This is a genomic window from Nocardia sp. NPDC006044, from assembly GCF_042871115.1.
Taxonomy (GTDB): domain Bacteria; phylum Actinomycetota; class Actinomycetes; order Mycobacteriales; family Mycobacteriaceae; genus Nocardia.
Map to the genome: position 1 here is coordinate 3,413,836 of NZ_JBIAID010000001.1, position 23,335 is coordinate 3,437,170.

Genomic DNA, 23,335 nt, shown 5'->3' on the forward strand with positions numbered 1-23,335 from the left:
ATCTCGTGTAACCGCGAGATACACACAATCTACGCCGGAAGGGTCCTCGCCAGCAGCCGCGACCCGGCAATCCGGCGGTGATCGCCGCCCAATTGGCGGGATTTATCGCTCGAACCCGCCCTCAGCGCGGTCGTGGCGGCAAAGTCAATTCCAGTCCCACTCAGCGGGACACAACGGCCGTGCGGTTGGTTTTGTGGTTTAGGTTGTGCCGATGTTCAGAGCGAGGCTCGGGGTTCGTACGCGGATTCTGGCAATCGCGCTCATTCCGAGCTTGACTCTGCTTGTAGTCGGCGTGGGCGCAGCGGGGTATCTGGTAGCCGAGGGGACCACGGCCAAGGAATGGGCGGTCCAGAATCAGAACGCCATCCCGCACACCCGGGAGTTGATGGAGGCGGTCCAGCAGGAACGGCGCCTGACCCTGGCCCTGCTCGCCGGTGACGACACCGTGCCCCCGGCCCTGGCCGCCGCGCGGATCCGTCTCGACGGCGCCATGCGCGGACTGATCGAGGCCTCCAACGGACTGCGCAAGGTCGACGACTCCAAGATCGGCGACGACGTCGCGGGCTTCAACACCCTGCTCAGCCAGATGACCCAGGTCCGCATGGCCACCGACGCGGGCCAGCTGCCACCGTCGGACGCCTACATGTTCTACAACCGCATCCTCGACGTCATCTCCGTCGGCACCGAGATCGCCGAACAATCCGCCCCCGACACCGAGATCGGCGTCGCCATCGCCGACGGCATGCGCTTCCTCAACGCCGCCGAATCGATGTCGCGCAGCAACGCCCTCGGCGTCATGCTGGCCACCGCCAACGGACCCACCCCGATCCCGATCGAGGAGTTCCTGCGCCAGGTCGGCTTCTACCACAACGAAATCGGCAACCTGGCCGCCGAATTCCCCACCGGCCCCATGCACGACCGGCTCCAGCAGCTCACCGGCAGCACCAACTGGCAGCAGCTGTCGCTGATGGAAACCGCGCTCGCCCAACGCTATTTCGCCGCGCAGGCCAACGCCGCCACCAGCTCGTCGAGCGGATCGAACTCCTCGGGCAACTCCTCGAGCAGTTCGTCGAGCACCTCGACCGGCACCTCGAAACTGCCCGCGCTGCCGCTGTCGACGACGGACTGGCAGAACGCCGCCGCCGAGGTGAACCGCTCGATGATCGACGTGTGGATCTCGCAGAACCGCCGCTCCCAGGAACTGGCCGAGGACAAAGCCAACACCTCCGCCGCCAATTCCCTCTACGCCGGCGGCGGCGTGCTCGTGGTCAGCATCGCCGCCTTCCTGGTCGCGCTCGTGCTGGCCAACCGGATCATCCGCAGGCTCAAGCGACTACGCAAACAGACCTTCGCCCTCGCCGACGAGCGACTACCGGACACCATGCGCAGGCTCAACGCCGGCGAAACCATCGACCCCGCGGCCGAAACCCCGGTCCTGGACTTCGGCCACGACGAGATCGGCCAGGTGGCCAGGGCATTCCAGCACGCACACGCCGCCGCCATCGGCGCCGCGGTCGCCGAGGCCCGCACCCGCGAGGGGGTCAAGGCGGTGTTCCTCAACATCGCCCACCGCAGCCAGATCGTGGTGCACCGCCAGCTCGAGATCCTCGACGAAGCCGAACGGCGCCAAGAGGACCCGGCGCTGCTCGACACCCTGTTCCGGCTCGACCACCTGGCCACCCGCGAACGCCGCAACGCCGAGAACCTCACCATCCTCGGCGGCGGCCAGCCCGGCCGCCAGTGGCGCAACCCGGTGCCGCTGATGGATCTGGTGCGCAGCTCGGTCGGGGAAACCCTCGACTACGCCAGGGTCCGGGTGTCGCGGCTGCCGGAGGTGCACGTCGTCGGCACCGTCGTCGCCGACCTCATCCACCTGCTCGCCGAACTCGTCGACAACGCCACCGCGTTCTCCCCGCCGCAGTCGCGCGTCGAGGTCAGCGGCAACGTGGTCGGCAAGGGCGTGGTCACCGAGATCAGCGACCAGGGCATGGGCATGCCCGACAGCGAACTCACCCGGCTCAACGACATGCTGCGCACCCCACCGGATTTCGGTGTCGCGGCGCTGTCGGCGGACTCGCGGCTCGGCCTGTTCGTGGTCGCCCAGCTCGCGGTGCGGCACGGGATAACGGTGCGGCTCTCCGAATCCGACTACGGCGGCATCAAGGCCATCGTGCTCATCCCGTCCGCGCTGATCGTCGCCGATTCCATTCCGGCGCAGACCCCTTCGGAACTCACCGACCCCGGCCGGCGCCGGCGGCTGGCCGCGCCGATGACCAGCGAACCGGTCGAATCCGCCGAATCCGCCCAGCCGACAAGCGGTTCGGTCGCGACCCTGGCCATCGAATCCCCCGCGCCCTACAGCCCGCGACCGCACATCCCGCCCGCACCGCAGCCCGACCGCGACGGCCGTCCCGCGCTGCCGCGGCGCAGCAGGCAGACCAACCTCGCACCGCAACTCGCCGAGCCCGCCCCCGAACCGCCCGCCCCCGCGGCGCCGGCCCGCTCGGCCGAACAAGCTCGTGATCTGATGTCCGCCATCGAGAACGGGACCAGGCAGGGCCGCCGCTCCGCCGCCGTCCCGGACGAACAGGAAGGTTAGGGGTGTCCTCTTCTCCCACAGGTGATCTCAATTGGCTGCTCGACGATCTCGTCGACCGGCTGGCCGGGGTGCGCCACGCGGTGGTGCTGTCCACCGACGGACTGTTACTGGGGCGCTCCAGCGCGATGACCCGTGAAGACGCCGAACACTTCGGCGCGATGTCCTCGGCGCTCTACGGTCTGGCGCGCAGCGCGGGCAACCGATTCGACGGCGGCGGCGTGCGCCAGGCCGTCATCGAGCTCGACCGGGCCGTGCTGTTCGTCACCTCCGCCGGTGACAACGCATGCCTTGCGCTGCAAGCGATCGAGTCCGCGAACCTGGGCATGGTCGCCTACGAAATGAACCTCACCGTCCAGCGCGTCGGCAACTACCTGTCCACCACGCCACGGCACGACCTCGTCGGACAGGGTGAATCGAATCTGTCATGACCCACCCGCGTGAGCCCTGGTTCGACGAAGCGGCAGGCCCGCTGGTCCGCCCGTACGCGGTGACGCGCGGGCGCACCAGCGGGGCAGGCCCCGAACTGGACATGCTCACGTCCGTGGTCGCCGACGACTCGGCGGGCGCCTCGCGCCGGATGGAACCCGAATACGCCGATATCCTTCGGCTGTGCCGAGTTTCGCAAACGGTGGCCGAAGTGTCGGCTCAGTTGCGTTTACCGCTCGCGGTGACGAAGATCCTCGTCGGCGACCTAATCGGCGACGGGCAACTCATATTCCGGGCTCCCGTCCCGACGGAAGCCGGGCCCGAAGACCTCAACATATTGCGAGCGGTACTGGATGGAATCCGAAAACTTTGACCCCAGCGGCACGCCGCACATGGCCGCCTCGGTCAAGATCCTCGTCGCCGGCGGGTTCGGCGTCGGTAAGACGACGATGGTGTCGGCGATCAGCGAGGTCGCGCCCCTGCGCACCGAGGAGCTGATCACCGAGGTCAGCACCGGCGTCGACGATCTGTCCGGCGTGGAACAGAAGACCACGACCACGGTCGCCCTGGACTTCGGCAGGCTCACCATCGACAAGGACCTGGTGCTGTATCTGTTCGGCACACCGGGACAGGACCGCTTCTGGTTCCTGTGGGACGAGCTGGCCCGCGGCGCGCTCGGCGCGGTCGTGCTGGCCGACACCCGCAGGCTCGGCAATTCCTTTGCCGCCGTTGACTTCTTCGAGCGGCGGCGGCTGCCGTTCATCGTCGGGGTGAACTGTTTCGACGGTGCGCCGGTCTACACCATCGAGGAGGTGCGCGACGCGCTCGACCTCGATCCCAACACCCCGGTGCTGCTGTGCGATGCCCGCGACCGGGGTTCGTGCAAGACGGTGCTGATGACGTTGGTGGAGCACCTCATCGAACGCGTGCAGCGTCCGATCGTCACCACCTGAGTCGCCGGTAGCCCCGACGCGTTCGGGGCTACCGGTGCACACCGTTCGAAGAGAGTCAGGCCTATGCGTATCGAACGAACCCTTGCCGCCGTGATGGTTTCCGGCGCCCTCGTGCTGCCCGCCGCGCCCGCCGTCGCGGCGCCGCCGGTGGTCGCGGCCGCACCGGAGTCCGGATCGGCCACCTACGCACGCGAATTCGCGTATTTCATCGTGTGCCTGATCAAGGGCCAGTTCGTCGGTTCGAAGTTCCCGCTCTGCTGAAACCTCACACCTGCCGCACCCAGGACACGAACAACAGCACACCCGCCGCGCACAGCAGCACCGTCAGCGCGATCGGCCAGCGTGGCCCCGCCCGCCCGAGGATCGCGCGGGTGAGCCGGACCTGCAGCGCGCCGATCCCGGCGACCAGCGCCAGCCACACCGGCAACGCCGCCACACCGATCAGCGCGTGCACCGACCAGGCACCGGCCAAACTCGGCCCGCCCCAGGCATTCCCGTAGCCGCCGGAGGTGAGCAGCGGATAGCACACGCCCCGCACCGCGCCGAGCACGGCCAGAAACGCCAGGAACCAGGTCACCAGGCCGAGCGCGCCGCTGAGCATCGAATGCCAGAACGCCCGCGCCGCCGAATACTTCCGCGGATTGACCCATTCGCCGAGCAACCGCCGCGGCACCCGCAGTCGCGGCGGGATCGGGCCTGCCGCCAGCGGCACCGCCCACAGGGCATAGGCCGCCGCGCGCAGCCATGCCAAGACCAAACTCATAGCGCCGACCGTAGCGCGTTGTGCCTGCGGCTCAACGCAATCGGCCCGCATCCACCAGATCGTCGAACAACAGCTGATCCACCGGCGGCACCAGGGCCCGATCGGCGTAGCTGAACCACGCCATCTCCTCGATCTCGCTGCTCGCGGCCAAGGTGCCGTGATAGTCGGCGGTATAGCAGCTCATCCGCACGACCTGCGCGGGTCCGTGCGTGGCCTCGTAGGTGCCGACGTGGGCGACCGTCTCGGGCAGCAGCGCGACGGTGAGTTCCTCTTCGATCTCGCGCAGCAGGGTCTGCAGATCGGTCTCCGCCCCCTCGCGTTTGCCGCCGGGGATATAGAAGACGTCCTTGCCGCGCGGTCGCGCGCACAGGATGCGCCCGCCCTCGATCCGCACCCACGCCACCGTGTCGATCAGCTGCCCGTCCACCCCCGCACCCTAACCACCCCTGCCTGAGTGCCGCGCACGCGACACCGGAAACTGACGGGTCAGATCGGTAGTGTGCCGCGACGTGGATAGTGCCGCAGGGCAGCAGGCACCGTCAGCAGCCCGGTGCCCTGGACCCGGGTGTGCGAACCCAGGTTTTCCAGGTTCACCGACAGGCACCGCTCGCGCACCGAATACCCGATCCTGCAGGGAACTTGACGGCTCGAGGTCCGCGTCATCGTCGGGTGTGTGCGGCCCGTCGGCGTGTTCGCGCAGCATAGGCCTCGACCGCAGCCGGCTCCGGTGGGTCGGGCTATCCCACCGTGCACGCCGGCGCGAGTCGAACGGCGAGCCGGCGCCTAGTGGACCGGGATCGGGAGCAGCGCCGGAGTGCGAGCGCCCGGACCCAGGACAGCGTGGAGGTCTGGGAGGGTGACGTGTTCGCCGCAGTGCGAGCACACCGGTTCGATTGCCGCGGTGTGCTCGCAGGTCTTGTGCACGAGTTCCAGTGGTGGGCCGGACGGGGCGGCCCACTCGTCGCCCCACTGCCGCATCGCGGTGACGACCAGCCACAGCGACCGGCCCTTGGGGGTGAGGCGGTAGTCGTGGCGAACCGGGTTGTCCTGGTAGGGCTCTCGCGCCAGGATGTCGTGCTCGACGAGGTGTTCCAGGCGCTGGGTGAGCACGTTGCGGGCGATGCCGAGGCGCTCGCGGAAGTCGTCGAAGCGGGTCACGCCGAGCAGCGCGTCGCGCACGATCAGCAGCGTCCACCACTCGCCGACCACCTCGAGGCACTGGGCCAGCGAGCAGTTCATGTCTTCGAAGCTCGTCCTGCGCATGACCACAGCATAGTCGGTTGCTTCATGGAACTCACTCCCCTATGGTTCGTTGCATGATGCAACTCACTGGGCGATCGGTCAGCGATGTGTTCGCGATCGCCGAGACCGACTATCGGATCTGGCAGGCATACGTGGACCGATCGTGGCGCGGGTGGACCGGGCCGCACGGCGGGGTGATCGGCGCGATGCTCGTCGAGGTGGCGCGCCGCGCGGGCGGGAGCGACCTGCCGGTGCGGGCGGTGGATCTGCGGTTTCTCGGGCGACCGCGCGAGGGGGCGTTCACTTTCCGGGCCACCACGCACACGGTCGGACGCAGCACCGTGGTGATCGACGTGCAGGCGTTTCAGGGTGCCGGGCTGATGGCTTCGGCGTCGGTGACCTTCGGCCGCACCAGGGTGACGGGCGTAGCCGGGCATGCCGGGCCGCCGGCGCCTGCGGTACCCGGCCCCGAGGACTGCTCGCTGTTCGCGTTGCCGCCCGAAATCACGCCGGTGGGAGCGCATTTCGAGATCCGGCCGGCGGCGGGTCCGTTGCCGTTGACCGGCGCGGCGGAATCGATGATGTGTGCCTGGATCTCGATCGTCCCCGAGCTTCCCGTCGACGCGGCGACGCTGGCGATCCTGGTCGACGCCTTGCCGCCGGCGGTCTTCCCGACGCTGCACGCGCCGGTCGCGGTCCCCACCGTGGCGCTGTCGATGCATCTGCACACCGATCTGCTCGAGGCCCCACCGCGACCGGTGCTGGTGCGTGCGACCAACGCTTCCACCGGGGGCGGCTGGTCCGTCGACGATGTCGACCTCTGGGACCGCGACGGCCGAATCCTGGCCTCCGCCAGGCAGACCCGCCGTGTACACGGCTGAATCGGAGAAATCGTCATGACTGTTCGTTCCGCACCGCGGGCCGATTCGCGGATCGTGTTCGCCATTGTCTCGATCGGCGTACTGCTGTCGAGCTTGGACCTGTTCATCGTCAATGTCGCGTTGCCCGACATGGCCGGCGATTTCGGCGGTGCCGATATCGCCGGATTGTCGTGGGTGCTCAACGCCTACGCGATCGTGTTCGCCGCGCTGCTCGTGCCCGCCGGACGACTCGGCGATCGCGGTAGCAACCGCAGCACCTTCCTGATCGGGCTGACCGTTTTCGTCATCGGATCCGCGCTGTGTGCCACCGCGTGGGATGTCGGATCCCTGGTCGCGTTCCGGGTGGTGCAGGCCGTCGGTGCCGCGATGCTCATTCCCACCTCGCTCGGTCTGGTGCTGGCCGCGACGGCACCCGAGCGCCGGCCGGTCGCGGTGCGGTTGTGGGTCGCCTTCGGCGGGCTCGGCGCCGCGCTCGGCCCGGTGCTGGGCGGCATCCTGGTCGAATTCGGTTGGCGCTGGGTGTTCTTGGTGAACGTCCCGCTGGGGATCATCGCCGTTGTCCTGGGCCTGCGACGGTTGCCCGATCCGCCCGGCGACGGCGGACGACTGCCTGACCTGTTCGGTGCGTTCCTGCTCGTCGGCACCATCGCCACGTTCGTGCTCGCCTTGGTCAAGGGCGAAGACTGGGGATGGTCCTCAGCCGGCGTCCTGCTCGCGTTCGCCGCCGCCGTGCTGCTCGCGATCGGCTTCGCCGTCTCCTCGGCCCGTCACCACAGCCCCGTCGTCGACCCGGCCCTGCTGCGCGCCCCCAATTTCGCGCTGATGGCCGGTAATTCGATCTTCTTCAACATGGCCTTCGGCGCCATGCTGCTCTCCTCGGTGCTGTGGGCACAGAACGTCTGGGGCTGGTCGGCGCTGCGCACCGGGCTCGCCATCGCTCCCGGACCACTCGTCGTCCCGATCGTCGCCATCCTGGCCGGCAAACTCATCGCCCGCGTCGGAGCGGGTCCGGTCATCGCCGCCGGCGGAATCGCCTTCGCCGCAGGCATGTTCTGGTGGACCCAATCGGTCACGCTGCAACCGGATTACGTCGGTGGCCTGCTCGGCGGTATGCTCGTCAGCGGCTTGGGCGTCGGCCTCAGCCTTCCCACCTCGTTCGCCGCGGGCACCGGCGCCCTGCCGCCCCAGCGCTTCGCCACCGGCTCCGCGGTCCTGAGCATGGCCCGCCAAATCGGCCTGGCCGTCGGCGTAGCCCTTTTCGTCGCGGTCCTGGGCACCCCCACCACCCCTGACGCCACCCTCGATGCCTTCCATCGGGGCTGGTACGTCACCGCCGCGGTAGCCATCCTCGCCGGCCTCATCGGCCTGGCCACCAAGACCCCGTCCCCAGCTGCCCCGCAACCGGATTCGAAAACCAGCGCCTCTCCCCAACCAACTCCCACAAGGGCCTGACACCCGCACGCCTTCTGATTTCCCGCACCGAAATTCGCATGCAAATCCAGGTGCGGGAAATCAGAAACCGTGCGGCTGCGTGCACGATCGCCTGGCGGCCCGGCCAAACGCCATCCAGGTCAACCAGACCGAGCCCCGCATCTCGCTCAGGGTCTGTTTCCGGAATATGGCCCGGTACGAATCCCGAGAAATCGCGCTGATTTCGACCTCATTCAGGGCCAGCATCTAGCCGTCCGCTGCTCGCCTAGCACGGACTGCCGATCCTCGGTCGACCGGCGCTCCCCCCCGTCGGCGAACGGTGGCCGGCAACTTCTGGCTTCCCGCACAGCGAATGGCATGCGACTTGGTGTGCGGGAAATCGGGGGGTGTGCGGCTACTGGGCTTGTACGAGAAGGGAGTTGCGGCCGAGGGTGGTGGCTAGGTGGGTTACGGCGGTGTCGAGGCCCTTCGGGAGGGGGGCGTTGTCGAACATCGAGATGAGTACTACGTCGTCGGTGAGGTCCCAGGTGCCGACGATGCGGCCCGCGGAGACGACGATCGGGGAGATCCAGCCTGCGGCGCGGCTGACTTTGGCGCGGTGGTCGCCGGGTAGCAGGACGGTGTCGTTGGTGCCGGGGCCGAGGACGTACTGGTCGAAGCCGCCGAGTAGGTGGACCGCGGTGCTGGGTTCGGTGGTGGCGAGGTCGTCGAGGTGCTCGGTCAGGACGTAGCCGGGGCGGCCTTCCACCTCGACCTGGGTGAGGGTGTCCCCCAATTCGGAGAACCAGCGGCGCAGGACGGTTTTGCGGAGGCTGCCGCGGCTGAGCCAGGCGTCGAAGGTCTCGGGGGTCGCGGGGCCGTAGGCGCCGAGGTAGGCGGTGATCGCGCGCGGGCCGGCGACGTCGGGTTCCGGGATGCCGGGCCAGCCCTTGATCGACTGGGCCGGGTTCGCGAACGTGATCTTGGTGCCCTGCGCGGGACCGTGGCAGATCGCGCCCTGCCAGGCAAGGGGTTTGAGCAGCGCGCCCCAGCCCGAACGCAGCTGCTCGCCGAGCCGGTGATAAGCCGGGTCGGCGACAATGGCGTCGACCAGTTCCTCGCGGGTCAGCACGGCTCCGTCGAGCACGCGGCGCACCTCCTCGGTCAACGCGGTGACCTCATCCGGCGACGCGCCGAAAGTGCGCTGCCACGAAGGCTTTTCCCAGGTGCGCGCCGACGCGAGCAGCGACAGGCAGTCGGCGGCGAGCCCGGGTTCGAGCGCGTGCAGGGTGCCCCGCATCGCCCAGGTCTTGATCAGGGTGCCGTTGTTGAGCTCATCGACCAGCGCGCCGGCCCGTGGTGCCGAACTGCGCAGCGCCACCGCCATTTCCGCGGCCGAGGTGACCTGCGCCTGCACCCCGCACAGTCGGCCGACGATCTCGGCGACGCCGTCCGCACGCGGCGCGACGAACTGTCGCCGCAACCGCCACGCGAAAACCTGATCCCAGGTCAAGCGCATGGGTACTCCTTCAGATCAACTCAGCAACGCACTGCAAAACGCTACCGTAGCCGCCGCCGACGCCAGCCCCGTCACCGTCGCGGCGATCACCCCGAGCAGCGCGGTGCGCGTGGTGGCCCGCCGGAACGGGCTCACGGGATCCACCAGGCGCTCGGCCCTGGCCAGCACCGCGGTCCCGGCCGCGGCGAGCGCACCTTCGGGCAGCGCCTCGCTCACCCCGAGGATCGCCAGCAATCCGCCGAGCAGCGGTTCCGAGCCGTGCTTGTCGGCGGCCTTGTCATCGGCACACATCTCGAGCAACCGGGCGATCTCGGCGGTCCCCACGGTGACCACCCGCAACCCCGGCAAGGTCGTGGCGATCGCCCGCAACACCGCGGTCAACGGCGCGTGCCTGCCGGACAGATGTGCCCGCTCGTGGGCCAGCACCGCGTCCAGCTGATCCGGCGCCAGCGCGTCGAGCGCGGCACTGGTGACGACAATCGTGTCCGGGCGCCCCGGCACGCAATAGGCTTGCCGCTCCGGCGAATCCAGCACCAGCGCGGCCACCCCGGGCACCCGACGCCCGACCAGCCGCAGCGCCTTCGCGTGCGCGTGCGTGCGCCTGCGCATCTCCCGCACCACCGACACCGCGCGCGCCACCACCGCCATCGTGCAGGTCGCGACCAGCGCGCCGATGGCGAAGGTGACCGCCTTGGTCGCGCCGCTGCCGTCGTCGTGGATCGGACTCCACAGAATGGTGAAGCAGGCGCGCAACGCCTCGTGCGGATGTCCCCAGTAGGTGGCGAATTCGACGGTGAGCATGGTGGCGGCCGCCGCCCACGCGCCGAGCGTCCCGATGATCGCGACGACCCAGGCGATGATGCCGAGCCGGGGCGCGTTGCCCCGCCGGGTCAGCCGGGTCAGCACCGGCGGGCCGAGCGTGGCCACGGTGGCGCCGTACAACATCAGTGCGATGGCCAGGGTCATGGCGCGGCGCCTTCGGCGCCCGGCGGTCCGTCCGGGGTCTTGCGGGCGGTGAGCCTGCGTAGCGCGGCCCGCAGGCCGGCCGATTCCTCGGCGCTGATCCGGTCGACGAAATGGCTCAGCACCAGATCGGAGCGGCCACCCGCGCCGAGCGCCTCGAGCATCAGCCGGGCACTGTGCTCCTCGCGGGTCAGCGTCGGCCAGTACTTGTACGCCTTACCGGAACGCTCCCGCGCCAGCCAGCCCTTGCGGTGCAAGTTGTCCATCGTGGACATGACGGTGGTGTAGGCGATGTCGCGCTGAGCGGACAGTTCGTCGAAGATTTCGCGCACCGTGGTGTCTTCCGCGTCCCGATCCCAGATGCGGTCCATGATCACCGCCTCCAGGTCTCCAAATCCGCGCACAGTACCGACTCCCTCATCCGAAAACGTGCCCTGCTATCGGGCCAGCGTACCGGTTCGTCCGAATTGCTACGTAGTCAAGCCGTAGATTCGCGGATTGCGCTCGATCCTGTCGGTCGCTCATGCGAACATATGTTCGTGTCTGACGCACCCGCTCCCCGCCCGCGGATCGTCGCGCGCGCCGAAGCGTCGATCCTGCACGCGGATCTGGATTCGTTCTACGCCTCGGTCGAGCAGCGCGACAATCCGCGGCTGCGCGGCAAGCCGGTGATCGTCGGCGGCGGTGTCGTGCTGGCGGCCAGCTACGAGGCGAAAGCGTTCGGGGTGCGCACGCCGATGAACGGCGGGCAAGCGCGGCGGCTGTGCCCGCACGCGATCGTCGTGCCGCCGCGGATGTCGGCGTACGCGGAGGCGAGCAAGGCGGTGTTCGAGGTCTTCCACGACACCACGCCGGTGGTCGAGGGCATCTCGATCGACGAGGCGTTCCTCGATGTGGGCGGGTTGCGCCGGATCGCGGGCGAGCCGATCGGCATCGCCGAGCGATTACGCGGCCGGGTACGCGAGCAGGTCGGGCTGCCGATCTCGGTGGGTATCGCCCGCACCAAGTTCCTGGCCAAGGTCGCCAGCGCGGTCGCCAAACCGGACGGATTACGGGTCGTGCCGCCGGACGCCGAACTCGACTTCCTGCACCCGCTGCCCATCGAAAGACTGTGGGGCGTAGGCGAAGTCACCGCTCGCACGTTGCACGAACACGGCATCACCCGGGTCGGCCAGCTCGCCGACCTCGGCGAGAGCCCGCTGCGCGCGATCCTCGGCGCCGGCGCGGCCCGCCACCTCTACGCCCTGTCCTGGGCGCGCGACCCGCGACGCGTCGAGACCGGTGTACGCCGACGATCCATCGGCGCCCAACGCGCCCTCGGCCGACAGGCGCATCCACCCGACGAGATCGAGGCCTACCTGCACGGGCTCACCGACCGGCTGGGCCGCCGGCTGCGCGCCGCCGAGCGCATCTGCCGAACGGTGGTGCTGCGCATGCGTTTCGACGATTTCACCCGTGCCACCCGCTCACACACCCTGCCCGAGGCGACCGATCACACCGAAACTCTGCTCGGCGCCGCGAGATCGCTGCTGGCCACCGCCATGCCGATGATCGAGGAACGCGGCCTGACCCTGATCGGGTTGGCGCTGACCAACCTTGCCGACGCCGACCCGTTCCAACTGTCGCTGCCCTTCGAGGCCCGCGCGACCAACACCCTCGACGCGACACTCGACGACCTGCGCCACCGCTTCGGCTCCGCCGCCGTCACTCGCGCCGCACTGCTCGGCCGCGGCGAGGGCCTGTCGGTGCCGTTGCTACCGGACTGACATCGCCCGCTCTGCGGTTATGGTCCGGCCGCCAAGGCATCTCGATGAAGCGGCGATTACGTAGAGGCGGACTGCGCCTGCGCGGCGGCCAGCGCCTCCTCCTGAATCCGCGGGAACTGCGCGGCCATCGCCTCGGCCAGCGCCTGCGCGGCCGAGAGCGGCCGGATCATCACGGTGAAGGTGTCGATCTTCCCCTCGTCGTCGTAATGCAGGAAGTCGCACCCGTTGACCGTCTTCCCGTTCACCGTCGCCTCGAAGATCAGCGCGTGATCGCGCCCGTCCGGGTTGGCGATCTCGCGCACATAGTGGAAGTCCTCGAACACCCGCAGCACACCGCGCAGGATCGCGGCGGTCAGCGCCTTGCCCGGGTAGGGCTTGAACGCGACCGGGCTGGTGAACACGACATTGTCGGCGAGCAGCGCCTCGACCGCATCGGTGTCTCGGGCTTCGACGGCCTGGCGGAACGTGGTCATGGAGGGCACCTCGCATATGCAACTCGTTGAATAGGGTCGGTTCGAGGGTAACCCAGGAACCGGCGATCAGCGAGAACGTTTCGGGCGCTTGTCCATGAGCCGCAGGATCAACGGCGTGAAGATCAGCTGCATGGCCAGCTCCATCTTGCCGCCGGGCACCACGATGCAGTTCGGGCGCGACATGAACGAGTCGTGCAGCATGGACAGCAGGTAGGGAAAGTCGATCACCTTCGGATCGGCGAAGCGGATGACGACGAAGCTTTCGTCGGCGGTAGGGATGCTGCGCGCGATGAACGGATTCGACGTGTCCACCGTCGGCACCCGCTGAAAGTTGACGTAGGTGTGGGAGAACTGCGGGCAGATGTATTTCACGTAGTCGGGCATCCGGCGCAGGATCGTGTCGATCACCGCCTCGCTGGAATACCCGCGCTCGGTCTTGTCCCGGATCACCTTCTGAATCCATTCCAGATTCACGATCGGCACCACACCGACCAGCAGATCGGCGTATTGCGCGACATTCACGCTGTCGGTGATCGCGGCACCGTGCAATCCCTCGTAGAACAGCAGATCGCTGCCGGGCGCGAGATCCGCCCACGGCGTGAACGTCCCCGCGGGCTGCCCGTGCGGCTTCGCCTCGAACTCGTCGTGCAGATACTTGCGCACCGAACCGACCCCGGTCTCGCCGTAGTCGCGGAACAACGTCTCCAGTTCCTTGAGCAGATTCGCCTCCTCGCCGAAATGCGAGAAGGTCGTGTTGCGATTCTGCTCCGCCTCGGCCATCGCCAGCTTCATCTCGTTGCGGTCGTAGCGATGAAACGAATCGCCCTCCACCACAACGGCATTGATACCCTCCCGGCGGAAGATCTCCTGGAATGTGCGGGTGACGCTGGTCGTTCCCGCACCGGATGATCCGGTGATCGCGACGACCGGATGTTTGACCGACATGACACCTCCTCGATTGCCGGACAACAGATTTCAGTGCGGCGCCGGTCGGAACAGCGACCGCGACCCGAACAGCGAGCTGTCGAAGACATGCCCGTCGTCGGGTTCGCTGTGATAGCGCTCGATCCGCTCGACCTCGTTGCGCGACCCGAAGATCAACGGCACCTGATGGTGCACCTGCTCCGGCGGCACCTCCAGCACCCGCTCGCCACCGGTGGTGGCCCACCCGCCGGCCTGCTCGACGATGAACGCGATCGGATTGGCCCCGTAGAGCAGCGACACCCGCCCCGGGCGCACCGGCGGCCGGTTGTCGTGCGGATACAGATAGACCCCGCCCCTGGTCAGAATGTGGAAGGTGTCCGCGACCAGCGACGCCACCCAGCGCATATTGAAATCGCGCCCGCGCGGCCCCTCCACACCGTCGAGGCACTCGTGCACGTAGCGGCGCACCGGCCGCTCCCAGAACCGCTCGTTGGCGGCGTTGATGGCGAACCCGGAGGTGTCCTCGGGGATCCGCATCCGCGGATGGGTCAGCACGAACGCGCCGATCTCGCGGTCGAGGGTGAACCCGTCGACGCCGCTGCCGGTGGTGATCACCAGCATGGTCGCCGGACCGTACAGGGTGAACCCGGCGCAGACCTGACGCACGCCAGGTTGCAGGAAGTCGTCGGCAGTGGGCGCGCCGTTCTCCCGCTCCGCAGCCCGCAGCACGCTGAAAATCGTTCCGACGGGCAGATTCACGTCGATATTGGAGGAACCGTCGAGCGGATCGAAGGCGAGCAGATACTTGCCGCGCCGATGCGCATCGGGCACCGGATGAATGGACGGCATCTGCTCGGACAATAGCGCGGCCAGATGCCCGGTCCACTGGGTCTCCGACACCATGACGTCGTTGGCGATGGCGTCGAGCCTGCGATGCACGGTCGACGGCAGATTGTCTGGCTCGGCTGCGCCGTGCCCACCCACCCCATCGTCTCCGGCCAACCCCCGGTGTCCGCCCACTTCCTCGGCCATCCCCCGGTGCGACCCGGCGATCACACCCCTGGTGACCTGATTGGCAATGATCTTCGTCGCGGTGGCAACGACATTCACCAGCGCGGAGAACTCCCCGGACGAGCCGGGATGGCGGTGCTCCTGCTCGATCGTGTACCGGGTGAGCGTCTTCAGTCCCTCTGGCATGGGCGCCTCGATCTCGTCACGCTGGGGCCCGCGCGGTCGGCCCGTCCTGCGGTTCGGTGCTGTCGGTGAACACGCTGCTGCCGTAGACATCCCGGTCGGTCAGCGTGATCAGATCGGTCTTCGTCAGTGGTTCGTGCAGCTCGACCAGCCGCTTGGCCTGCCGTAACCGGCAGCGGTCCAGCGCATTACGGACACTGCGCGCGTTGGAGAACCGGGGCTTTGTCATCCGCAAGGCCAGGTACTCGTCGAACGCGGCGTGTGCGGGATCGTCGAAGCGGAAGTTCTCCCGCGCCACCATGAGCTCGGCGATACCCATCAGCTCGGCCCGGGTGTAGTCCTCGAACTCCAGATGATGGGCCACCCGCGAGGACAAACCGGGGTTCGCGGAGAAGAACCGCTCCATCCGATCCGGATAGCCGGCGAAGATCACCACCAGGCTCGCGCGTTCGCTTTCCATCTCCTGCAACAGGATCTCGATGACCTCCTGCCCGTAGTCGCGCTCGTTCTCCGGACGGAACAGGTAGTAGGCCTCGTCGATGAACAGCACCCCGCCGGCCGCCTTGGCCAGCGCCTCCTTGGTCTTCGGCGCGGTGTGACCGATGAACTGGCCCACCAGGTCGTCGCGGGTGACGGTGTGCACCTTGGGTTTCCGGATGTAGCCCAGCGCGTGCAGCATCTCCGCCATCCGCAGCGCGACGGTCGTCTTTCCGGTGCCCGGCCCGCCGGTGAAGCTCATGTGCATGGTGGGCCGGGAAGAACTGAGGCCGAAACGCTGCCGGGCGCGGTCGATCAGCAGCAGCGCCGCGATCTCCCGCACCCGCCGTTTGACGTTGGCCAGCCCGACCAGTTCGGCGTCGAGCCTGCGCAACGTGTCCTCGACGTCGTTGCCCGCGATGTCGGTCGAAAGATCTAGCACCGCAGCGTCGTCCAGGATCTCGGGCTCGGCGGCACCGGCCTGGATCGGCCTGCCGTCGCCGGTCCCGGGCCGGTGCAGCCGAAAGCCGTTGGCCTCAGCCGTCATACCGCTGCCCTCTGCGGTTGTCGGTGGCGTAGGAGTGCAGGCCGTACTTCTGCTGCCGATCCGGGCCTTCCGAACGGGTCAGCACGAAACCGGGTTCGTCGGCCGGACGCTGCACGAGAAAGCTCAGCGCCGTGGTCTGCCTGCCGAAGCGGGCGTCATAGGCCAGCACCCGCACGTAGTGCCGCGGGAAAGTCGCACGGCAGGCGTTGATCTCGGCGAGCACGCCGTCGGGCTCGTCCAGATCGAACAGCGGCAGGCCCCACATCTCCCAGTAGGCGTTGCGCGGATGCGGGTCGTCGGTGTATTCGATCGACACCGGCCAGCTGTTCAGCAGGGCGTAGCGCACCTGAGCGGCGATCTCCGCGTCGGTGAATTCCGGCAGATACGAGAATGTTCCGTGACGCAGGTACATGGCTTGTCCTTCACGATATTTCAGCGAGTGGCCGTCGGCACCGCGTCCGGTGCGTCGGTGGAGGTGTAGTCGAAGGTGACGTCCCCCCAGGTCGCCAGCGCGACCTCGAGCGGACGGCAGATCTCGGCCGCCTTGCGCAACACATCCGGGCCCTCCTTGATCAGATCGCGACCCTCGTTGCGCGCCTTGACCACCGCCTCCAGGGCCACCCGGTTCGCCTCGGCGCCGGCCGCGATGCCCAGCGGATGCCCGATGGTGCCGCCGCCGAACTGCAGGATCACGTCATCGGCGAAAAGGTCGAGCAGCTGGTGCATCTGGCCCGCGTGGATGCCGCCGGAGGCCACCGGCATCACCCCGGGCAGGCTCGCCCAGTCCTGATCGAAGAAGATCCCGTTGCCCGCGTTGGCCGGAATGTGGTTCTCCCGCAACGTGTCATAGAAGCCGCGCGTGGTCGCCGGGTCGCCCTCCAGTTTGCCGACCACCGTGCCCGCGTGCAGATGATCGACCCCGATCAACCGGCACCACTTCGCCAGCACCCGGAAGCTCACCCCGTGGGTCTTCTGCCGGGTGAAGGTCGAATGCCCGGCGCGGTGCAGGTGCAGCAGCAGTCCGTTACGGCGCGCCCAGTGCGACATCGACTGCATCGCCGTGTAACCGACGGTCAGGTCGATCATGATCACGACGCTGCCCAGTTCCTTGGCGAACTCGGCCCGCTCGTACATGTCCTCCATCGAGGCCGCGGTGACGTTCAGATAGTGGCCCTTGATCTCACCGGTTTCGGCCATGGCGCGGTTCACGCCCTCCATCGCGAACAGATACCGGTCGCGCCAGCGCATGAACGGCTGGGAGTTGATGTTCTCGTCGTCCTTGGTGAAATCCAGACCGCCCTTGCAGGCCTCGTAGATCACCCGGCCGTAATTGCGCGCCGACAGGCCGAGTTTCGGCTTCACCGTCGCGCCGAGCAGCGGGCGGCCGTATTTGTTCAGATATTCGCGTTCCATCACCGTGCCGTGCGGCGGGCCCTGGAAGGTCTTCACATACGCCACCGGGATGCGCATGTCCTCCAGGCGCAGCGCCAGCAGCGGTTTGAAGCCGAACACATTGCCGATCACCGACGAGGTCAGGTTGGTGATCGAACCCTCCTCGAAAAGATCGAGATCGTAAGCGACATAGGCGAAGTACTCCCCCGGCCGGCCGGGCACCTCGTCGACGCGATAACACTTGGCCTGATACTTCGAGTGCGCGGTCAGCCGGTCGGTCCACACCACTGTCCAAGTGGCCGTTGATGATTCACCCGCGACCGCCGCGGCGGCCTCGATCGGATCCACCCCCGGCTGCGGGGTCACCCGGAAAACGGCGAGCACGTCGGTGTCCGACGGCTGATAGTCCGGCGCGTAATATCCCATCGACGCATACGATTGAACGCCCGGATCCCACCGGTCCCGCTCGGATTGTTCGGCCATCGTTCCTCCTGGCAGTCGTACCGCGGGGACACCCGTTACCGGTTGTGCGCCTGACGAATTCCAGGATGACGGCAGCGCGGACAACAAACAATTTGATTGTTCCTGCGAAAACTCAACGAAACAGTCAGGTTTCGGTCGACCCGAATAGGGTAAAGACTGCGCGGGCAACGGAAAACTTCCGGAAGCGCAGCGAACACCCCGGGTCGCGCACCGGCCCGGGGTGTTCGTGCGCGGCGCGGAAGGGGGATCACGCGCCGCTGTCGGGTTGACCTCGACACCATCGATGTTTCCACAGCCCACCGCCCGTGCGCCGCAACCGCGGAGCCGTCAATTCCGTTGGCACCAGAGTCACCGTCGACGGTTTGCTACCGTCACCGCATGGGAGCGGTCAGTGCGGCCAGAATGGAAACATTCCTGGTGGTCGCTCGCCTCGGCAGCATCCGCCGCGCCGCCACCCAGCTGCACATCACCGAGGCCGCCGTCTCCGCCGCCGTCGCACACATCGAAAAACAGCTCGGCGCCAAGCTCATCGCCAAATCCGGGCGCGGCATCGCGGTCACCGAGGCGGGCCGCGTCTACGCCGAATACTGCCGCAGCATCCTCGGCCTGATGAACGAGGCGCACGCCGCCGTCCAGCAGGCCGAAACCGGGCGACTACGCATCGGCGTGGTCGCCACCGCCGGCGAATTCGTCCTGCTGCGCCCGCTCGCCTCGTTCCGCAACCGCTACCCCGACATCGAACTCAGCCTCTCCGTGCACCCGCGCGACGTCCTGTTCCTCGAATTGCAGCACCACGAAACGGATCTCGTCATCGCCGGCCGCCCGCCCCGCAACACCGGCCTGGTCATCCGCGCCCGCCGCCCCAGCCGGCTCATCGTCGTCGGCGCCGCCGCCCACCGCGCCGACCCGCTGCACACCACCTGGCTGCTGCGCGGGCGCGGCTCCGGCACCCGCGACGCCACCCTCGCCCTGCTCGACCAGCTCGACATCGCCCCACCCACCCTCACCCTCGGCAGTCACGGCGCGGTCCTCGCCGCCGCCCGGGAAGGCCTGGGTGTCACCCTGATCCACAGCGACGCCGTCTCCAACGACCTGGAATCCGGTGCCCTCCAGATACTCCCGGTCGCCGGCACCCCGCTCGACCGCCCCTGGCACGCCATCACCACCCGCACCCCCACCCCCACCACCCGCCTGTTCCTCGCCCACCTCATGGACCCCGGCGAGGTCGGCCCCAACGCATTCCATCCCGCCTGACCCGAGCGGAAACAGCACCCGTACAACACATTTGAGCGAATACGGCGTGATGTGGGCCACAGTCCCAACCGGTCGGTGCTGTGCCACACTGAGCCGCATGACTGGCGGGCAAGCACCCATCTCGAACGTGTCCGATACCGCACGGTGGGTCGCCGCCTACCGTGCCCGCGAAACCGCTCGCCCCGACGCGTTGTTCCGTGACCCGCTCGCCGATCGCCTGGCCGGTTCCCAGGGCTACGCCATCGCCGACGCCGCACCCCGCCTCATCCGCAACGGCTGGCCGGTCATCGCCCGAACCGCGCTCATCGACGACCTCATCACCAGGTCCATCGCCGCGGGCTGCGACCGAATCCTCAACCTGGCGGCCGGATTGGACACCCGCCCCTACCGCCTGACGCTCCCCGACGATCTCGTCTGGGTCGAGGCCGACCTCCCCGAACTCTTGGCGGAGAAGGAAACCTTGCTCGCCGGCGAAACCCCGAACTGCACCCTCATCCGGCGCGCGGTAGACCTCTCCGACCACGAGTCCCGGGAAAAGTTCCTCGACGAAGCCCTCGGCGCCATCGGGCCCGTCACCACCCGTGCCGCCAAAGCGCTGGTCCTCACCGAAGGGCTGCTGATCTACCTGGAACTGGAGACCGTCACCGCCTTGCTGAACGCCCTCGCCCGGCCGGAAGTCGCCTGGTGGGTGTCCGACATTCTGCTGAGCCCGCTGAAGATGCGCTCCGATTCGTTACTCGACAACGCGCCGCTCAAATTCCAACCGCCCGGCGGCCTCGCCTACTTCGAATCCCTCGACTGGCATCCCGCCGAAATCGACGAACTCCTCCAAGCCGCCCGCACCCTCCGCCGCGCCCCGTGGTTCCTCCGCCCCCTCGGCCTCCTCCCCGCCCCAGATCTCCGCAAGCCCATGCGGCGGCCGTGGTCCGGAGTGGTCCGCTTCCAGCAGAAGTAGGCGGGCACCACCGGGCGGCGGCCGCCACCCATCGCATACATCGATCGGCACGAGCCTGGCAGCCGAGTCATATACCGGACTCCCACCATCTTAGGGGAATATAGGCATCACGAGTTTTGGCCTCCGAAGTCTCGGACGTCGCCCATAGTCGCGTGGCAAGCCGATCGGCCGCTGGCCGACCCGCTGCGTGTGGCGGAGATCCTGCGGACGCTTTTCTCTCGCGTGCCAGTTGCTCCTTTTCGCCTCCACTCCACCCACACCAACATCGACACTGTCCGCCCGCCCTCGCATCGCATCGCATAGAAGACGAAGTCTCGCCACCTGTACTTCGCCACCGCTAGGCATCCACCTATCCCCCGAACGGACATCCGGACAGCCCAATCGCACTTCGCCACTGCCGTGTCCCGTACGGCACACATCCATCCACCGAGCGGGACATGAAGGCAGACCCACTCGCACTTCGCCACCGCCAAGTCCCGGTCGGCACCCGTTCATCCACCGAACGGGACATGAAGGCAGGCCCACTCGCACTTCGCCACCGCCATGTCCCGGTCGGAGCCTCACGCCCGCCGAACGGAGTTAACCCAATCAACCCGAGTTACACCGTTATCTGGACAGACCCCACCGCCCCCGCTGCGGCCCGTTCGATGTCGACTTACACCGTTTTCTGCCTAGGGCAGCGAGTGTCGCGCTAGTCGGCGCGGGCGGAATCGACGGCGGTGCGGAAATCCTCGGCTTTGTCGACGCTGATCACGACTGATCGCGCGGTCACTCGGCGCCAGCCCTGGGTGCGGGCGGGGATCGGGTCGGTGAGGTCGATGCGGACCAGGGCGGAGGATGGGGAGCGGATCGCGGTCCACGTGGATGACTTCTCGTCGAAGTCGAGGCCGGTTTGAGCGGGGTGCTGGACGGGCGGGCGGTAGGCGGCGGCCGTGCCGACTCGGTTCAGCGGGATATCGATGGCTGCGAGCCAGCCGAAGCGGAGGTGGAGGCCGGTGCGGTCGAGGCGGTGGGTGCTCCACAGCGGGGAGGCGACCGCGACTATCAGTGCGGCGGTGGGGATTCCGACAACGAGGTCGATGACGAGGGCGACGGTGGACGGTAGGAGCCCGTTGGCGAGCAGGTGCAGGACGGAGAATTCCACCACGCCCAGCGCGCCGACTCCGGCGAGAAGTGCGGCCCACGCGCCACGACGTCCCAAACCCATGCGCATTGGCTCGATATCCGTTGCCACACTACGCATTGTAGTAGTTCCGGTGACGTTCGCGGTCTGACGAATTCGACAAAGATGCTCGGGAGCCGGTCTGCGAGCCGGCGGGTCGACTTCGAGGGGAACCGGAGTGCCCCTCGAAGGCTGACCAATTCGACGAAGCTGCTCGGAAGCCGGAGTGGCGACATCGAGGGAGACCGGTGTGCCCTCGATCTGGTCGTCGACACTCCGGCTCCCGACCGTATCCATTCCGGCTAACGCCCCTGGAGCGACTTGACGTTGTTGCCGAAGGTCCAGTTACGCGAACCGTCCCAGTTGATCGACCACGTCATCAAGCCCTTGAGCGAGTTGGCGGAGCCGGTGCCGTAATGGTTCCAGGCCTGGGCGACCAGGTTCGGGGCCATGTAGCCGCCGCCCGCGCCCGGCTGGGCGGGAAGGCCGGGAGCCTGCTTGTCGTACGGAACGGTGATCGTGGTGCCCTGGACGGTGAGTCCCTTTGCCAGGCAATCGGTTTGGGCGATGAAACCTTGAACGGTTCCGGCCTGGTACGAGTCGCCGGCGCAGCCGTACATGCTGCCGTTGTAGTACTGCATGTTCAGCCACCAGAGGCGGCCGTTGTCGGCGTACTTCTTGATGATCGGCAGGTAAGCGCCCCAGATCGAACCGTAGGTGACGCTGCCGCCGGTGACGTAGGCGGTTTCGGGCGCCATGGTCAGGCCGAAGCCGGCGGGCATCTGGGCGAGCACGCCGTCGATGATGCGCACCAGGTTGGCCTGGGAGGCCGACAAGGTCTTGATGTTGCCGCTACCGGTGAGGCCGGTTTCCAGGTCGATATCGATGCCGTCGAAGTTGTACCGCTTCAGAATCGGCACGATCGTCGCGATGAACCGGTCGGCGACCGCGCTCGAATTGAGGTCGATACCCGCCGCGGCGCCGCCGATGGACATCAGGATGGTGGCCCCGGCGGCCTTGGCTTGGCACATCTCCTCCGGCGTCGCCACCTTCACTGTGGCGTCCATGCCGTCTTCCCAGCGCGCGGTTCCGTTGGACTCGATCACCGGGAACGCCGCGTTGATCACGTTGTGACCGTGCGCGGCGATGCGGGCGTCGGTGATCGGGATCCAGCCCATGCCCGGGTGTACCCCGTTGGACGCGCCGTTCCAGTTCTCCCAATACCCTTGCAGCACTTTGCCGGTCGGCTTCGGCTTGGTGGGGCAGGTGACGTCCGCCGGTGCCGCGGAAACGCCCGGAGCGACCGCGACCACCGCCGTGCCGATCGCCGCTGATAAAACCATTGCGAATCGGAGTAGTGCCGAGCGGCGGCCGACCCCACGCGAGCCATTTCTGGAATTCATAACCCAAGTAGAAACACACCCGGAATGATCAACTCCAATGGCGACAACTGGGGAGCCACCGCCCCGCGGAATTCCCCCGAAACTCGAATGCGCGCTGAATACCTACTCAGATACCCGCAAAGGGAGAATTCGCCGCGCTTGCCGATTAAGAGCAGCTCCCCCGAAATGGGTACGCCCGCCTCCGATTCGAGGAATTTCATGATCAGGGGGAACTGGTGCAGGTGTCCTCTCGGGCGATGCCTGCACCAGTTCCCCCTGATCATGGTATCGGAGCAGGCCCCGGTTCCATTCGGCAGCGCACGGAGTGTATTGCCGTGCCCAGACGCCGACTGTTCCGACGCGATGCCCAGTAAGCGTCGAAATCCGCACCCACTCGCGGGTTCCACGACCGATCTCGGCCTGATTCCAGACGCGGATCCTGGAGGCAGAGTTCGAGGTCGTGGTGCTCGCCGCGTCCAACCGCCTGCGGTCGTGCCCCGGTGCGGCAATGGGGCCCCGAGCCAGGGTCTCGACCGGCGATAATGGCCCGCGCTCGGTTACCGGTGCGTA

General features: G+C 67.7%; 24 protein-coding genes. 10 read left to right on the forward strand and 14 right to left on the reverse strand.

All coding sequences use genetic code 11. The features are described from left to right. Positions 1-211: 211 nt before the first annotated feature. The 5 genes from ACFYO1_RS15555 to ACFYO1_RS15575 all read left to right on the forward strand — a co-directional run bounded on the left by ACFYO1_RS15555 (position 212) and on the right by ACFYO1_RS15575 (position 4,239). Complete coding sequence (locus ACFYO1_RS15555) at positions 212-2,599, forward strand: nitrate- and nitrite sensing domain-containing protein (protein ID WP_387231010.1); 2,388 nt, start codon at positions 212-214, stop codon at positions 2,597-2,599. 2 nt (positions 2,600-2,601) lie between these two features. Further along, a complete protein-coding gene (locus ACFYO1_RS15560; protein ID WP_364733329.1) occupies positions 2,602-3,027 on the forward strand; it encodes a roadblock/LC7 domain-containing protein in 426 nt (141 codons plus the stop codon). Beyond that, the gene (locus tag ACFYO1_RS15565) at positions 3,024-3,398 is read left to right on the forward strand and encodes a DUF742 domain-containing protein (RefSeq protein WP_387231013.1); all 375 of its coding nucleotides are present in this window, start codon (positions 3,024-3,026) and stop codon (positions 3,396-3,398) included. The genes ACFYO1_RS15560 and ACFYO1_RS15565 overlap by 4 nt, the downstream gene beginning before the upstream one ends. Next, entirely contained in the window at positions 3,379-3,978 is a 600-nt protein-coding gene (locus ACFYO1_RS15570; protein ID WP_387231015.1) for an ATP/GTP-binding protein, read from the forward strand. The genes ACFYO1_RS15565 and ACFYO1_RS15570 overlap by 20 nt, the downstream gene beginning before the upstream one ends. 63 nt (positions 3,979-4,041) lie before the next feature. Further along, positions 4,042-4,239, forward strand: a complete 198-nt coding sequence (locus ACFYO1_RS15575) for a hypothetical protein (RefSeq protein WP_387231016.1) — start codon at positions 4,042-4,044, stop codon at positions 4,237-4,239. A 4-nt stretch (positions 4,240-4,243) separates the two neighbouring features. On the opposite strand, the gene ACFYO1_RS15580 is transcribed toward ACFYO1_RS15575, so the two are convergent. The 3 genes from ACFYO1_RS15580 to ACFYO1_RS15590 all read right to left on the reverse strand — a co-directional run bounded on the left by ACFYO1_RS15580 (position 4,244) and on the right by ACFYO1_RS15590 (position 6,004). After that, a complete protein-coding gene (locus ACFYO1_RS15580) occupies positions 4,244-4,741 on the reverse strand; it encodes a hypothetical protein (protein ID WP_387231018.1) in 498 nt (165 codons plus the stop codon). A 31-nt stretch (positions 4,742-4,772) separates the two neighbouring features. Further along, on the reverse strand, positions 4,773-5,168 hold the full coding sequence (locus tag ACFYO1_RS15585) for an NUDIX domain-containing protein (protein WP_364733340.1): 396 nt from the start codon (positions 5,166-5,168) through the stop codon (positions 4,773-4,775). Between the two features lie 356 nt (positions 5,169-5,524). Further along, positions 5,525-6,004: a winged helix-turn-helix transcriptional regulator gene (locus ACFYO1_RS15590; RefSeq protein ID WP_387231020.1), complete on the reverse strand. Its 480-nt coding sequence runs from the start codon at positions 6,002-6,004 to the stop codon at positions 5,525-5,527. A 53-nt stretch (positions 6,005-6,057) separates the two neighbouring features. Between ACFYO1_RS15590 and ACFYO1_RS15595 the strand changes: the two genes are divergently transcribed. Continuing rightward, positions 6,058-6,864, forward strand: coding sequence for a thioesterase family protein (locus ACFYO1_RS15595; protein WP_387231022.1), 807 nt, complete (start codon positions 6,058-6,060; stop codon positions 6,862-6,864). 15 nt (positions 6,865-6,879) lie between these two features. Continuing rightward, positions 6,880-8,316 carry an MFS transporter gene (locus tag ACFYO1_RS15600; RefSeq protein WP_387231024.1) on the forward strand — a complete coding sequence of 479 codons (1,437 nt, stop codon included), beginning with the start codon at positions 6,880-6,882 and terminating at the stop codon, positions 8,314-8,316. Positions 8,317-8,689: 373 nt separating this feature from the next. On the opposite strand, the gene ACFYO1_RS15605 is transcribed toward ACFYO1_RS15600, so the two are convergent. Genes ACFYO1_RS15605 through ACFYO1_RS15615 form a run of 3 tightly spaced genes read right to left on the reverse strand, consistent with a single transcriptional unit; the run spans position 8,690 to position 11,160 of the window. Further along, positions 8,690-9,793: a winged helix DNA-binding domain-containing protein gene (locus ACFYO1_RS15605; protein WP_387231026.1), complete on the reverse strand. Its 1,104-nt coding sequence runs from the start codon at positions 9,791-9,793 to the stop codon at positions 8,690-8,692. A gap of 15 nt (positions 9,794-9,808) precedes the next feature. Then, positions 9,809-10,759, reverse strand: coding sequence for a M56 family metallopeptidase (locus ACFYO1_RS15610; protein ID WP_387231028.1), 951 nt, complete (start codon positions 10,757-10,759; stop codon positions 9,809-9,811). Continuing rightward, a complete protein-coding gene (locus ACFYO1_RS15615) occupies positions 10,756-11,160 on the reverse strand; it encodes a BlaI/MecI/CopY family transcriptional regulator (protein WP_364733357.1) in 405 nt (134 codons plus the stop codon). Before ACFYO1_RS15615 ends, ACFYO1_RS15610 begins: the two co-directional genes overlap by 4 nt. Before the next feature lie 129 nt (positions 11,161-11,289). Between ACFYO1_RS15615 and dinB the strand changes: the two genes are divergently transcribed. Beyond that, positions 11,290-12,522 carry a DNA polymerase IV gene (dinB, locus tag ACFYO1_RS15620; protein ID WP_387231029.1) on the forward strand — a complete coding sequence of 411 codons (1,233 nt, stop codon included), beginning with the start codon at positions 11,290-11,292 and terminating at the stop codon, positions 12,520-12,522. A 56-nt stretch (positions 12,523-12,578) separates the two neighbouring features. Here the strand turns inward: dinB and ACFYO1_RS15625 are convergent, their stop codons facing one another. The 6 genes from ACFYO1_RS15625 to ACFYO1_RS15650 form a co-directional block, all read right to left on the reverse strand. Then, positions 12,579-12,995 carry a nuclear transport factor 2 family protein gene (locus tag ACFYO1_RS15625; RefSeq protein ID WP_387231030.1) on the reverse strand — a complete coding sequence of 139 codons (417 nt, stop codon included), beginning with the start codon at positions 12,993-12,995 and terminating at the stop codon, positions 12,579-12,581. 66 nt (positions 12,996-13,061) lie between these two features. Next, entirely contained in the window at positions 13,062-13,940 is an 879-nt protein-coding gene (locus ACFYO1_RS15630) for a phosphoribulokinase (protein WP_387231031.1), read from the reverse strand. A gap of 30 nt (positions 13,941-13,970) precedes the next feature. Then, positions 13,971-15,116 carry a class 1 fructose-bisphosphatase gene (locus ACFYO1_RS15635; protein WP_387231032.1) on the reverse strand — a complete coding sequence of 382 codons (1,146 nt, stop codon included), beginning with the start codon at positions 15,114-15,116 and terminating at the stop codon, positions 13,971-13,973. 16 nt (positions 15,117-15,132) lie between these two features. After that, entirely contained in the window at positions 15,133-16,137 is a 1,005-nt protein-coding gene (locus tag ACFYO1_RS15640; RefSeq protein WP_387231033.1) for an AAA family ATPase, read from the reverse strand. Beyond that, on the reverse strand, positions 16,127-16,549 hold the full coding sequence (locus tag ACFYO1_RS15645; RefSeq protein ID WP_387231034.1) for a ribulose bisphosphate carboxylase small subunit: 423 nt from the start codon (positions 16,547-16,549) through the stop codon (positions 16,127-16,129). Before ACFYO1_RS15645 ends, ACFYO1_RS15640 begins: the two co-directional genes overlap by 11 nt. A 20-nt stretch (positions 16,550-16,569) precedes the next feature. Further along, positions 16,570-18,012: a form I ribulose bisphosphate carboxylase large subunit gene (locus tag ACFYO1_RS15650; protein WP_387231035.1), complete on the reverse strand. Its 1,443-nt coding sequence runs from the start codon at positions 18,010-18,012 to the stop codon at positions 16,570-16,572. A gap of 378 nt (positions 18,013-18,390) precedes the next feature. On the opposite strand from ACFYO1_RS15650, the gene ACFYO1_RS15655 reads away from it, so the two are divergent. Next, the gene (locus ACFYO1_RS15655; protein ID WP_387231036.1) at positions 18,391-19,266 is read left to right on the forward strand and encodes a LysR family transcriptional regulator; all 876 of its coding nucleotides are present in this window, start codon (positions 18,391-18,393) and stop codon (positions 19,264-19,266) included. Between the two features lie 97 nt (positions 19,267-19,363). Further along, positions 19,364-20,221, forward strand: coding sequence for a class I SAM-dependent methyltransferase (locus ACFYO1_RS15660; protein WP_387231037.1), 858 nt, complete (start codon positions 19,364-19,366; stop codon positions 20,219-20,221). Between the two features lie 691 nt (positions 20,222-20,912). On the opposite strand, the gene ACFYO1_RS15665 is transcribed toward ACFYO1_RS15660, so the two are convergent. Continuing rightward, positions 20,913-21,455: a hypothetical protein gene (locus tag ACFYO1_RS15665; protein WP_387231038.1), complete on the reverse strand. Its 543-nt coding sequence runs from the start codon at positions 21,453-21,455 to the stop codon at positions 20,913-20,915. A gap of 230 nt (positions 21,456-21,685) precedes the next feature. Then, a complete protein-coding gene (locus tag ACFYO1_RS15670; protein ID WP_387231039.1) occupies positions 21,686-22,726 on the reverse strand; it encodes a chitinase in 1,041 nt (346 codons plus the stop codon). Positions 22,727-23,335: the final 609 nt, after the last annotated feature.

What these genes read in the sequence shown, in the direction of transcription:
- ACFYO1_RS15630 (WP_387231031.1), bottom strand. Translation starts at nt 13,940, where the DNA reads ATGTCGGTCAAACATCCGGTCGTCGCGATCACCGGATCATCCGGTGCG.
- ACFYO1_RS15625 (WP_387231030.1), bottom strand. Translation starts at nt 12,995, where the DNA reads ATGACCACGTTCCGCCAGGCCGTCGAAGCCCGAGACACCGATGCGGTC.
- ACFYO1_RS15660 (WP_387231037.1), top strand. Translation starts at nt 19,364, where the DNA reads ATGACTGGCGGGCAAGCACCCATCTCGAACGTGTCCGATACCGCACGG.
- ACFYO1_RS15600 (WP_387231024.1), top strand. Translation starts at nt 6,880, where the DNA reads ATGACTGTTCGTTCCGCACCGCGGGCCGATTCGCGGATCGTGTTCGCC.
- ACFYO1_RS15650 (WP_387231035.1), bottom strand. Translation starts at nt 18,012, where the DNA reads ATGGCCGAACAATCCGAGCGGGACCGGTGGGATCCGGGCGTTCAATCG.
- ACFYO1_RS15645 (WP_387231034.1), bottom strand. Translation starts at nt 16,549, where the DNA reads ATGTACCTGCGTCACGGAACATTCTCGTATCTGCCGGAATTCACCGAC.
- ACFYO1_RS15655 (WP_387231036.1), top strand. Translation starts at nt 18,391, where the DNA reads ATGGGAGCGGTCAGTGCGGCCAGAATGGAAACATTCCTGGTGGTCGCT.
- ACFYO1_RS15590 (WP_387231020.1), bottom strand. Translation starts at nt 6,004, where the DNA reads ATGCGCAGGACGAGCTTCGAAGACATGAACTGCTCGCTGGCCCAGTGC.
- ACFYO1_RS15580 (WP_387231018.1), bottom strand. Translation starts at nt 4,741, where the DNA reads ATGAGTTTGGTCTTGGCATGGCTGCGCGCGGCGGCCTATGCCCTGTGG.
- ACFYO1_RS15565 (WP_387231013.1), top strand. Translation starts at nt 3,024, where the DNA reads ATGACCCACCCGCGTGAGCCCTGGTTCGACGAAGCGGCAGGCCCGCTG.
- ACFYO1_RS15605 (WP_387231026.1), bottom strand. Translation starts at nt 9,793, where the DNA reads ATGCGCTTGACCTGGGATCAGGTTTTCGCGTGGCGGTTGCGGCGACAG.
- ACFYO1_RS15575 (WP_387231016.1), top strand. Translation starts at nt 4,042, where the DNA reads ATGCGTATCGAACGAACCCTTGCCGCCGTGATGGTTTCCGGCGCCCTC.
- ACFYO1_RS15570 (WP_387231015.1), top strand. Translation starts at nt 3,379, where the DNA reads ATGGAATCCGAAAACTTTGACCCCAGCGGCACGCCGCACATGGCCGCC.
- dinB (WP_387231029.1), top strand. Translation starts at nt 11,290, where the DNA reads ATGTTCGTGTCTGACGCACCCGCTCCCCGCCCGCGGATCGTCGCGCGC.
- ACFYO1_RS15635 (WP_387231032.1), bottom strand. Translation starts at nt 15,116, where the DNA reads ATGCCAGAGGGACTGAAGACGCTCACCCGGTACACGATCGAGCAGGAG.
- ACFYO1_RS15610 (WP_387231028.1), bottom strand. Translation starts at nt 10,759, where the DNA reads ATGACCCTGGCCATCGCACTGATGTTGTACGGCGCCACCGTGGCCACG.
- ACFYO1_RS15670 (WP_387231039.1), bottom strand. Translation starts at nt 22,726, where the DNA reads ATGGTTTTATCAGCGGCGATCGGCACGGCGGTGGTCGCGGTCGCTCCG.
- ACFYO1_RS15640 (WP_387231033.1), bottom strand. Translation starts at nt 16,137, where the DNA reads ATGACGGCTGAGGCCAACGGCTTTCGGCTGCACCGGCCCGGGACCGGC.
- ACFYO1_RS15555 (WP_387231010.1), top strand. Translation starts at nt 212, where the DNA reads ATGTTCAGAGCGAGGCTCGGGGTTCGTACGCGGATTCTGGCAATCGCG.
- ACFYO1_RS15595 (WP_387231022.1), top strand. Translation starts at nt 6,058, where the DNA reads ATGATGCAACTCACTGGGCGATCGGTCAGCGATGTGTTCGCGATCGCC.